The sequence below is a fragment of the Candidatus Zixiibacteriota bacterium genome (assembly GCA_014728145.1).
Classification (GTDB): domain Bacteria; phylum Zixibacteria; class MSB-5A5; order JAABVY01; family JAABVY01; genus WJMC01.
Window position 1 is genome coordinate 1 of sequence record WJMC01000006.1, and the last position, 10,517, is coordinate 10,517.

Genomic DNA, 10,517 nt, shown 5'->3' on the forward strand with positions numbered 1-10,517 from the left:
ATCCTAACAATTGCGAGCTATCCTGTAAAAAACACACAACTGTTTTTAGGAGGTCAAAAGATGGGTATGATGGATAAAATGATGGGAATCATGATAGGCCGGTTGTCCAGGCAGGAAAGACGAGATGATGGATAAGATGATACAAAACGATCAGCTCAAATATAAGCTGCCGATCATCAAGACCCACATGATGCCGGATGTATCCGTGGGATGCTTCCGGAGCTGACCCCCGAGCAGAGGCTGTCATTTGCACTCGAGGTCAACTCAATAATTAAGGTAAAAGCTACTCTGGATATGACTGAAAAAGAGAAGCAGGCCTTTCTCGACAAGATCGCGAAGTCGATCACAGGTTGATCGATTTTTCATAGAGAAACCTTCAAAAATATAGTTAACATGTTCCGCGATGCTGACGATACCTCTAACAAAGCATGGAGGTCGGATGGCATTGGTGAGTTGGAACTCGTCATTTGAAATCGGAATCGAACATATAGATAACCAGCACAAGCGGATTGTCGAGCTTCTCAATAAACTTCAGGAAACGCTCAACCAGGGCGTTGTCGGCCGTGAGCTGGGCGAGGTTTTAGCCGGGCTGGTCGATTACACCAGGACCCATTTTGCCGACGAAGAAGAATTCATGCGCAAGATCGAATTTCCCGAATACGACCATCACAAGAAACTGCACGATCGCCTGACCGAACAGGTGGTGGCGATTCTGGTCAAGCTCAAGAAGGGCGGAAATGTAAATGTACGCGAGCTGATGTCGTTTCTCAAGCGCTGGCTGATCGAACATATCGTCCGCGAAGACAAAAAGATCGCACTCTCCAAAAATGTGAAAATCACTGCACCCGTTCAGTAATACAGTGATCCTCGGTGTAACCTGTCTGTTCTATTCAGACAGGTTTTTTTATGTCCGCACATATCGCGAACCTCTTTATAGGCCGACTTGAAAGAAACGGAACATGCCCTCTCTCAATATGTTACAGAGTATAAACAATACAGGGAGGATTAATGCGTTACAAATTACTTGGAAACAGCGGGCTGCGTGTCTCGGAATTGTGCCTGGGGACGATGACTTTCGGTACTGACTGGGAGTGGGGTGCTGATAAAGACGAAAGCAAAAAGATCTTCGACATCTTCGCCGAAGCTGGCGGGAATTTCCTCGATACAGCAAATATGTACACCAACGGCACTTCCGAAAAGTTCGTGGGTGAATTTATTGTCACCGACCGTGACCGTTTCGTGGTCGCGACAAAATACACGCTTTCAATGCAGAAAGATGACACCAACGCCAGCGGAAATCATCGTAAAAACCTCAAGCGCTCGGTCGAAGCCAGCCTCGAACGTCTCAACACCGATTATATCGATCTGCTGTGGGTGCATGCCTGGGATTACACCACGCCGGTGGCAGAGTTGATGCGTGCTCTGGATGACCTGGTGCGTCAGGGCAAGGTGCTCTATTTGGGCATCTCCGACACTCCCGCCTGGGTGGTGGCACGGGCAAATATGCTGGCTGAAGAACGGGGATTGACACCTTTTTCCGCCCTGCAGGTAAAGTACAGCCTTCTGGAACGGACAGTTGAACGCGAACTTATGCCGATGGCGCGCGAACTGGATCTGGCGGTGACACCCTGGTCTGTGATCGGCGGAGGTGTGCTGAGCGGAAAGTATACCAAATCCGGCAGTGAAATTCAGGCTAAAGATTCCAAGCGAGTGGCTACTCGCGATGATATCCCGGAGCGCGATATGGAAATCGCGGCCGTGGTGCAGAAGATCGCCGATGAAAAGCATGCCAGCCCGGTCCAGGTGGCGGTCAACTGGACCCGTCAGCAACCCGGTCTGATCATTCCGCTGATCGGCGCGCGAACCGCCGAGCAGGTCAATGACTGGCTGGGATGCCTTGATTTTACATTGGATTACAGTGATCTCCGTCGACTCGATGAGGTCAGCAGAATTGATTTGGGTTTTCCGCACGAGTTTCTCAAAAACGATCATATCCTCAAGCTGGTCTACGGCGACAACTATGATAAGATCGACAATCACCATTTCAAATCCTGATGAACTTTGATCAAAAAACCCGCTCAAGACTGTTCAGATCAATTTTGGGATTATTGTTGTGGCTGACAGTCTGCTATTCGATCGCATTCTGGGGTATGCAATATCCGATCGGGCAGTGGTATGAGGAACTCAAAAAACCGCCCCTGACTCCGCCCGGGATCGTGTTTGCTCCGGTCTGGACAGTTCTCTATACACTCATGGCTGTGGCTGCCTGGAGGATCTGGCATAAGTATCGCTTTCATCGCGCACCTTATGCCCTGTTGGCTTTTCTGTTCCAGCTGTTCTTGAATGGGATGTGGTCATATCTGTTTTTTGGCAAGCAATCCCCGGGGTTTGCGCTTATCGATTTGGTTTTGCTCTGGCTGGCTATTCTGACAACGATAATTCTTTTCTGGAAGCGCTCGCAACTGTCTGCTTTGCTCATGATACCGTACCTGGCATGGGTGAGTTTTGCTGGCTATCTCAATTTTTCGGTCTGGTACCTGAATCGCTGACTCTATTGTTATTGCGATTAAAATGACATTAATTCTAAATTATGCTTATATTGTTTGTGATTGTTGTAACAATATAATATTGCATTACTGAAACATATTATGGTTGTTTAGCGTATATGTTAATAGATACTATGTGAATATATTCACATTATAACTAACTACAAACTTCCACTTTGGAGGTACTGTTATGGCAGAGATGATGAAAGCCTTTGTGATGAAGGGGATCGGCAAAACCGGTTTTATGGATAAACCGATTCCTGAGGCTGGCCCCAATGATGCAATTATTAAGACGACCAAAGCGCTTGTCTGCACGTCTGACGTTCACACTGTCAAGGGGGCGTTGGGTGACCGTCAGGACCTGACTTTCGGCCATGAGGCGGTCGGGATAATCAATGAGCTGGGCAGTGAAGTCAAAAGCTTCAAGGTCGGCCAGCGGGTAGCGGTCAACGCAATCACCCCAGACTTCAAGTGCGACAACTGTTTAAGAGGGTATCCCTCGCAGTGTGGAGAGATGCTGGGGGGCTGGAAGTTCGCCAATATCAAGGACGGCAGTTTCGCTGAATATTTTCATGTCAACGACGCCGAGGCCAACCTGGTTGTGATTCCGGATTCAGTCCCGGATGAGAAGGCGGTTTATACCGCCGATATGATGTCGACCGGGTTTGCCGGGGCCGAAAACGCCGAAATCCCGCTTGGTGGTACTGTCGCTGTTTTCGCCCAGGGACCGGTCGGCCTGATGTCGACTGTGGGAGCTAAACTGCAGGGCGCCGGCCTGATCATCGCTGTCGATGGTATGCCCAACAGGCTGGAAATGGCCAGACACTTCGGCGCGGATATCACGATCAATTTCAAGGAAAAGGATCCGGTCGAGGAGATCATGCGCATTACCGGCGGTCAGGGTGTCGATTCGGCGATCGAATGTTTGGGTGGTCAGCCGACTTTCGAGGCCTGTATCAAGTGTACCGCTCCCGGCGGAGTGATCTCGGTGGTCGGTTACTATGGTGAAGGCGAATATGTCAAGATTCCCCGTCTGGAATGGGGTGTCGGAATGAGCAACAAGAAGATCGTGACCGACCTCTGCCCGGGCGGTAAAGTGCGCATGAAACGGCTGATTCGTCTGCTGGAAACAGGCAAGGTTGACCCGACGCCGATGACGACTCATCGCTTCAAATTCGAGGAACTGCCAAAAGCGTTTGAGATGATGGATACCAAAGAGGACAATATCCTCAAGCCGTTGATCGAATTCGATTGAGGCTAATCTTTGTTTTAAATCACGATCTGATAATTAGTAAAACAGGCGGGAACTATCGTCCGCCTGTTTGTGTAATTTAGGCTTAAATGCAGTCAAGCACTTTGCTTACCGGACAGTTTCGGGTCGGTAAGCACACTGACCTGCCAGCCAATCGCTTTGGAAATTTTTCCTCCCTGCCTGTTCAAAATCTGAACAACTGTATCATATCTGACAGATGATGAAACTGCGCTAAACCTGATGTTTACGGGGTCGATAACATCTATGTGGTATCAGGGAAGCCAATAGCCGCGGTTGAAAACAGCGCGGTTTTCAGACAAAGTAAGAGGAAAAACACCGTAAACATTCACGTTTAAAACGAGTTCAGACCGACCTGTAATCGGGCTTGGTCGATCAGTTTTGCTAAGAGGGGAGTATCTGATGAAACTGTGTTACTGTGCATTAGTAAGTTTTCTGCTGGTTTTGACCGGCACCGCCCTGGGAGCCGACACGCTCTTCAACGCCCAAGTCGCCTATTCAGTTGGCACTTTTCCGACTGATGTCACCACCGGTGATTTCAACGGCAACGGTGATTCAACTGACATTGCAGTCTGCAATATGTGGGACAACAATGTCACCGTCCTCATGGCGCAGGGCGATTCCAGCTACGCTTCAGGTGTCAATTACAACACCACCTCGGTACCCTGGGGTGTGGTGGCTGTCGATATCGACACCAGCGGTTACTTCGATATCGTCACGGCCAACAAAGGTTCCGACAATATCTCGCTTTTGCTCAACGAGGGCGACGGTACCTTTGCTAACGCGGTCTATTTCAATGCCGGTACCGAACCGTACTCGATCTGTGCTGGTGACTTCGACGGTGATACGCTGGTCGATGTGGCAGTGGCAAACCATGGTTCGGACAATCTTTCGGTCTTTCTGAATAATGGCGACAGCACTTTCGCGGCGGCTGTCAACTACGCCTGCGGTGATGGTCCCTACTATATAATAGCCGCTGATCTCAAAGGACGCGACACTCTCGATCTGGTCGTGGTCAACGAGCTGGATGACAATATCACGATCTGGTTCGGTGACGGCGACGGTACTTTTTCCGGCGACACCACCTATGCGGTCGGTGATCGTCCGCTGTGTGTCCATGCCGGCGACCTGAACGGCGACGGTCATCTCGACCTGGTAACCGCCAACAACAACGATGACAGCATCAAGGTACTCTTTAACGACAGTGTTGCTATTTTCGATTCCACTTTGGCCTATGCCGTGGGTGATGGTCCCTTCGCGGTCTATATCGCTGATTACGATAAATCCGATACTGCCGATATCGCCGTGGCTAATTACAGTGACAATAATATTACGATCCTGCAGAGCTTCGGAGGACTGTTTGATTCCACTTCGACCTATTCCACCAGCACCAAGCCATATGCGCTCGAAGGTTCTGATCTTGATGCCGATGCCGATATCGATCTGCTGGTAGTCAATTACGGCAGTAAAAGCGTGGGCTGGCTGAAAAATACAACGACCCTGGCCGTGTCTGCCGATGACGACGCTGGTGAGGTATTGCCGGATAGTTACAGCCTCGAGCAGAATTATCCCAACCCGTTCAACCCGTCGACCACGATCGAATACTCGCTTCCGGAGCAGGCTGATGTCGAAATCAGCATCTACAACCTGATCGGACAGCGGGTCTCGACTATTGTCGATGAAGAGAAACCATCGGGCTCTTATTCGGTTACCTGGGATGGTAGTGATGAAAATGGTAAGCCGGTGGCGACCGGGATTTATTTCTATCGTCTCAAGGCCGGATCGATTCAGGAAACCCGCAAGATGATGCTTCTGAAATAATAAGAGTAACCATTCCCTGATATAGATCAGCTCCCGGATGAGACATTCCGGGGGCTTTTTTTTGCTGTAGTTTGATATCTTGAAGACAGGTCCGCAAAAGCCCGCTTAAGTGAAGTAAATTTTCGATCTATTCTTCCGACAATGAAAATGAGCTTGTAATCGGAAAGAAGCTCATCGGATACAAACAGAGGAATATAGTTATATGGCGCTTGTAATCGAATTTGATTCGTCCCGCCTCGAACAGGCGAACAAGACGAAAGCCGAAAAAACAGTTAATCCGCCCAAAACTGAAACCTCATCCTTGCCCGGTACTACACTCTCGAAGAAGAAAAACATCTTTTACAATACCAGCAAGGTGTCGCTTGAAGAACGTGAACGGCGAAACAAGCACCAGAGCTTTATACTCTGGCTGACGGGCCTTTCCGGTTCGGGCAAAACCACGCTGGCGCGCGAACTGGAGCGGATTCTGTTCGAACGGGGTTACCAGGTAATGGTTTTGGATGGTGATAATGTTCGTCACGGGTTGTGTTGCGACCTTGGTTTTTCCAAGGCTGACCGGGCAGAAAATATCCGCCGTATACGTGAGATCGCCAAGCTGATCATGCAGGCTGGAGTGATCCCGATCACCGCTTTTATTTCACCCTACCGGCAGGATCGTGACCAGTTGCGCGAGATCGTTCCCGATGGTAAGCTGATCGAAATATTTCTTGAATGCCCGCTCCATGAGTGCGAAAAGCGCGATGTCAAGGGGCTGTACAAGAAGGCGAGAGCCGGGCTGATCAAGAATTTTACCGGTATCGACGATCCCTTCGAAGAACCGCTCAACCCGGAAATCCGCATAAATACTCATAAGCTGACAGTCGCTGAGAGCCTGGATCAAATTCTCGACTACCTTCAGGAAAGGGGCTATCTATGATCGAAGTCAACGGCAAGACCCTCTCTATAAAGGAGTTCGTTGAGCGTGAAATCCTGATCGGAAAACCGCAGGAAGTTAAAGAAGCCAGGTATGAGAAACCGATTTTGATCGGCGGATGTGGTTCCTCGGGGACCACGCTGTTACGGACTATGCTCGATTCTCATAAACATATCGCCTGTGGCCAGGAAATCTCGTTTTTTGATCGGCCCAGGCTTTTTGACACACCGCTTCAGAAACTGCACCGGATGTTTACTGAGCAGGATTTCGACAGCCTCGACCAGGATGTTGTCTTCCCGCTTCGCACCGGAGCGGGATCGTATTTCGGGCTGTTCTTCCCGAATTACGGCAAGACCTATCATGATATGGCGACGACCGACACGATCTTCCGCATGGCCAGCGATACCCGCGATTTCCTGAACCTGTATTTTTCCAATTTCGCAAACAGGTCTGGTAAACGCAGGTGGGCCGAGAAGACACCCAACAATATTTTCTGCGTGGGAGAGATACTCGATTTCTTTCCCGACAGTAAGTTCGTGCATGTCATCCGCGACGGTCGTGACGTCGTCTGTTCGCTGGCGCTGAGGCGCAAATTCGAACTCAACAGCGCGATATTACGCTGGCTGATGTCAGTCGAGGCTGGCATCCGTTTCCGAGGCAATCCGCGCTACTATGAATTGAAATATGAAGACCTTGTTACGGATACAGAGAACACGCTCAGGAAGCTGATGGCTTTTCTGGAGGATGAGTGGGATCCACAGATGCTCGATTATACAGAAGCTGGCAAGGATAACTTTAACAATTACGGCGCTACGCCGATTTTCACCTCCAGTATCGGGCGCTGGAAAAACAGCGACCTGGACGAACGTGCCCGAAAAGTGCTCGATTTGTCGCTTGGCACGATGCTCGAAAAGCTTGAATACAAAATGTAACGGGCTCTATGCGTGAGGTTCTTCTGGGAAGCTGGTCACAACCTGGCCAGCTTTTCTTTTTGCTTTTTGTCGACCCACTCGCGGTAGAGTTGTCCAATTACGGCTCCCAGAATAAACACAATAGATGTGTAGTAGATCCAGAAACCGACCGCTATTAAAAACAGGTATGCGCCGTAGATTTTCTTCAGGGTGACCATGTTAGTGATATAGAAACCGAAAATCTGTTTGGCGATTTCCCATAGTAACGCGGCCGAAAGGGCGCTGACAGCAATAGTACGCTTGGAGAGCTTGGTCTGCGGTACAAAAAAGTAAATAAAGAAAAAAGCTCCGAAGATGATTGCCAGCGAAAACAGGATCAATAGTAAATCCAGGATGAACCCGAACTGCGGGATCTGCAGAAAACCGATTTTGTCGGCCATGTTTTCGAGGATATTCAAGCCGGGCAGGATAGTGGTGGAAAACAAAAAGTAAATCATTACCAGTATCACCATGCCGAAATCGCGCAATTTACTGATCAGTATGAAGACATTCGGTTCTGCTTTATAGATCATGTTCAGAATCGTACGCATACTTGAGAACAATCCACTCGAGGCAAACAGCATCCCCGCCAGTCCCAGAACTCCTGCCAGTCCCTTGTATGAGCGGAACTCTTCAACCCTTGAAAATACGATTTCCTCGACCTGGTCGGCGAATTGTTCATAGGGAATCAGTCCTTCAATGAAGTTCTTTATTTCTGCCGCGATAGAAGGTTTTTCGAGATAAATACCCAGAAGCGAAAAGATTATCAAAACCATGGGGACCACGCAGACGAACAGAGAAAAAGACAATCCCCCGGCCAGAAGAAAGATGTGCTGACGGTCGGCTCTTTTGTAAATACCTCCCAAAAAATGGGCCAAGAATTCCTTGATCGGGCGTAAGCGCGAATAGCGGTCGTATTTTTTTGTAGGTTTATCGGACATTCACTATACCGTATATTTCGATTTCAAGCATGAAACTAATGAAAAAATATTGAAGAGCGCAAGCCCGGTGTTTATTCCGCCCCGAGTGAGAGGTCATACAGGCGATACGTTCGATAGCGTTCGGCTCCCAAAAGTTTGGCTGCCCGTTTCATCAGCTCATTGTCTTCCAGGACCCACGATATCTCGGCCCATGTATAGCCTTTTTCGACTCCGCGCCGGAATGTTTCCAGGTAGAAGATATTGTCTATTCCACGTTTCTGATACTCATGCTCGATACCCATCGTGAGGATACGAGCAGAATCGATCTTGTTCTTGATCTTCGTGTGCCAGAACAGCTTGAGGGCGCCAAAAGGAAACAGCCGGCCGTTGGCATAGGGTAAAACCTGGTAAACATTCGGCAAGGCCATAGAAAAACCGATCGGGTTGCCATCGACCTCGGCAATGAACACCAGGTCCGGGTCGACGATTTCTTTCATGTCCCGGGCGATATGTGCGAACTCATCGTAAGGCAATGGTACAAATCCCCAGTTTTTGCTCCAGGCATTATTGTAAATCTTGTTGACGACCTTCAGTTCCTGTTTAAACTTTTTCATGTTGATATTGCGGACTTTGACGTTCTCTTTTTCGCGGATTTTGTCGACAATCCGCACTATACGTTCGGATGGTTCATTTTCCTGCGTGATCTTATAAGCGTACAGGTCCTTGACTTTCCTGAATCCGAATTTTTCCGCGAAATCAATATAGTATTTGGGGTTATAGGGCATATTGATGACCGGCGGGCTGTCGAAATCATCAACAATGAACCCGATCTCGTAGTTGGTCGAGAAATTGGTCGGCCCGCGCATCACGCTCAACCCCTCTCGTTTAAGCTCGATCAGGGCGACACGAAAGAGAACATCAGCCACTTCGTAATCTTCGATACATTCGAAAAATCCGAAGAATCCGACCGAGTCTTCATGAAACTGGTTGTGATTGAAATTCACGATCGAGGCGATCCGCCCGGCGATTTCACCTTCTTTTCTGGCCATGAAATATTTGACACGGGAATAGCGAAAGAAGGGGTTCTGGCCTTTGTCGAAAAAGGCCCTGCGCTCAGACAGCAACGGTGGAACCCAGTTCGGATCGTCCTTATAAAGATCATAAGGAAACTTGATAAAACGATTCATGTCAGCCGAGGATTTGACCTCGATGATTTCGACGTTTTCGTAACTCATAGATTAGATCAAACCGGCTTTTTTGCCCACTTTTTCAAATGTCTCCAGCACGAAATCGAGTTGCTGGTCTGTATGCGTAGCCGTATATGAAGTTCGTATCAAAGCGTTACCCGGTGTCACTGCCGGGGAGATGATCGCGTTGGCAAAAATCCCGGCATCGTAGAGCGCTCTCCAGAATTTGAAGCACTGCATATCCTCGCCGATGTAGACCGGGATGATGGGCGTCTCGCTGGTACCGATTTTGAATCCCATGGAGCTCAGGCCGTTGCGCATCTTCCTGGCTATCTTCTGCAGGTTCTCGCGCCTGTGCGGTTCTTCATCCATGATCTCGAGACATTCCAGCACGGTCGCCACGACGGAGGGAGGCACAGCTGCAGAGAAAATCATCGGACGAGAAAAATGCTTGATATAATCAATCACTGAAGCATCGGCCGCAATCGCTCCGCCGATCGACGCGAATGATTTAGAGAAAGTCGTCATGATCAGGTCGACTTTGTCTGTCAGGCCGAAGTGGCTGGCGGTTCCTGAACCGTTGGAACCCAAAACACCGACCGAGTGCGCGTCGTCGACCATCAGCCGGAAGCGGTACTTCTCGCGCAGTTCGACCAGTTTGGGCAGATTGACTATATCACCCTCCATGGAGAAGACACCGTCGACCACCACCAGCCGACCGACATCGCCGTTCTGGCTCTTCAAAATCCGCTCCAGATCGTCCATGTCGTTATGATGGTACTTGAGCGTTCTGCCGAACGACAAACGGCATCCATCCACGATTGAGGCATGATCGGAACGGTCGGTCAGGATCAGGTCATTTTTATTGATCAGAGATGAGATCGTGCCCAGGTTGGTCTGAAAGCCTGTC

The 10,517-nt window shown here is 49.3% G+C and carries 11 protein-coding genes; 8 read left to right on the plus strand and 3 right to left on the minus strand.

Annotation, left to right across the window (positions count from 1 at the left end):
- The first annotated feature begins 210 nt into the window (after positions 1-210).
- From GF404_00330 to GF404_00365, 8 genes are all read left to right on the plus strand, one after another.
- Positions 211-354 (plus strand): hypothetical protein, encoded by a 144-nt coding sequence (locus tag GF404_00330; protein ID MBD3380617.1) that lies wholly within the window; start codon positions 211-213, stop codon positions 352-354.
- 49 nt (positions 355-403) lie between these two features.
- Positions 404-856 carry a bacteriohemerythrin gene (locus tag GF404_00335; GenBank protein ID MBD3380618.1) on the plus strand — a complete coding sequence of 151 codons (453 nt, stop codon included), beginning with the start codon at positions 404-406 and terminating at the stop codon, positions 854-856.
- 152 nt (positions 857-1,008) lie between these two features.
- Positions 1,009-2,055, plus strand: a complete 1,047-nt coding sequence (locus GF404_00340; GenBank protein ID MBD3380619.1) for an aldo/keto reductase — start codon at positions 1,009-1,011, stop codon at positions 2,053-2,055.
- A complete protein-coding gene (locus tag GF404_00345; protein MBD3380620.1) occupies positions 2,055-2,549 on the plus strand; it encodes a tryptophan-rich sensory protein in 495 nt (164 codons plus the stop codon). The genes GF404_00340 and GF404_00345 overlap by 1 nt, the downstream gene beginning before the upstream one ends.
- Before the next feature lie 199 nt (positions 2,550-2,748).
- The gene (locus GF404_00350) at positions 2,749-3,801 is read left to right on the plus strand and encodes a zinc-binding dehydrogenase (protein MBD3380621.1); all 1,053 of its coding nucleotides are present in this window, start codon (positions 2,749-2,751) and stop codon (positions 3,799-3,801) included.
- A 417-nt stretch (positions 3,802-4,218) separates the two neighbouring features.
- On the plus strand, positions 4,219-5,637 hold the full coding sequence (locus GF404_00355; GenBank protein MBD3380622.1) for a T9SS type A sorting domain-containing protein: 1,419 nt from the start codon (positions 4,219-4,221) through the stop codon (positions 5,635-5,637).
- 202 nt (positions 5,638-5,839) lie between these two features.
- On the plus strand, positions 5,840-6,553 hold the full coding sequence (cysC, locus tag GF404_00360; GenBank protein MBD3380623.1) for an adenylyl-sulfate kinase: 714 nt from the start codon (positions 5,840-5,842) through the stop codon (positions 6,551-6,553).
- Complete coding sequence (locus GF404_00365) at positions 6,550-7,482, plus strand: hypothetical protein (protein ID MBD3380624.1); 933 nt, start codon at positions 6,550-6,552, stop codon at positions 7,480-7,482. The genes cysC and GF404_00365 overlap by 4 nt, the downstream gene beginning before the upstream one ends.
- 35 nt (positions 7,483-7,517) lie before the next feature.
- Here GF404_00365 and GF404_00370 read toward each other — a convergent pair whose 3' ends face one another.
- From GF404_00370 to GF404_00380, 3 genes are all read right to left on the minus strand, one after another.
- Complete coding sequence (locus GF404_00370) at positions 7,518-8,441, minus strand: YihY family inner membrane protein (protein ID MBD3380625.1); 924 nt, start codon at positions 8,439-8,441, stop codon at positions 7,518-7,520.
- A 71-nt stretch (positions 8,442-8,512) separates the two neighbouring features.
- On the minus strand, positions 8,513-9,655 hold the full coding sequence (locus GF404_00375; protein ID MBD3380626.1) for an N-acetyltransferase: 1,143 nt from the start codon (positions 9,653-9,655) through the stop codon (positions 8,513-8,515).
- A gap of 3 nt (positions 9,656-9,658) precedes the next feature.
- Positions 9,659-10,517 (minus strand): aminotransferase class I/II-fold pyridoxal phosphate-dependent enzyme (locus GF404_00380; GenBank protein MBD3380627.1); only part of this gene is annotated, 859 nt, incomplete at its 5' end.

What these genes read in the sequence shown, in the direction of transcription:
- GF404_00330 (MBD3380617.1), top strand. Translation starts at nt 211, where the DNA reads ATGCTTCCGGAGCTGACCCCCGAGCAGAGGCTGTCATTTGCACTCGAG.
- GF404_00335 (MBD3380618.1), top strand. Translation starts at nt 404, where the DNA reads ATGCTGACGATACCTCTAACAAAGCATGGAGGTCGGATGGCATTGGTG.
- GF404_00340 (MBD3380619.1), top strand. Translation starts at nt 1,009, where the DNA reads ATGCGTTACAAATTACTTGGAAACAGCGGGCTGCGTGTCTCGGAATTG.
- GF404_00345 (MBD3380620.1), top strand. Translation starts at nt 2,055, where the DNA reads ATGAACTTTGATCAAAAAACCCGCTCAAGACTGTTCAGATCAATTTTG.
- GF404_00350 (MBD3380621.1), top strand. Translation starts at nt 2,749, where the DNA reads ATGAAAGCCTTTGTGATGAAGGGGATCGGCAAAACCGGTTTTATGGAT.
- GF404_00355 (MBD3380622.1), top strand. Translation starts at nt 4,219, where the DNA reads ATGAAACTGTGTTACTGTGCATTAGTAAGTTTTCTGCTGGTTTTGACC.
- cysC (MBD3380623.1), top strand. Translation starts at nt 5,840, where the DNA reads ATGGCGCTTGTAATCGAATTTGATTCGTCCCGCCTCGAACAGGCGAAC.
- GF404_00365 (MBD3380624.1), top strand. Translation starts at nt 6,550, where the DNA reads ATGATCGAAGTCAACGGCAAGACCCTCTCTATAAAGGAGTTCGTTGAG.
- GF404_00370 (MBD3380625.1), bottom strand. Translation starts at nt 8,441, where the DNA reads ATGTCCGATAAACCTACAAAAAAATACGACCGCTATTCGCGCTTACGC.
- GF404_00375 (MBD3380626.1), bottom strand. Translation starts at nt 9,655, where the DNA reads ATGAGTTACGAAAACGTCGAAATCATCGAGGTCAAATCCTCGGCTGAC.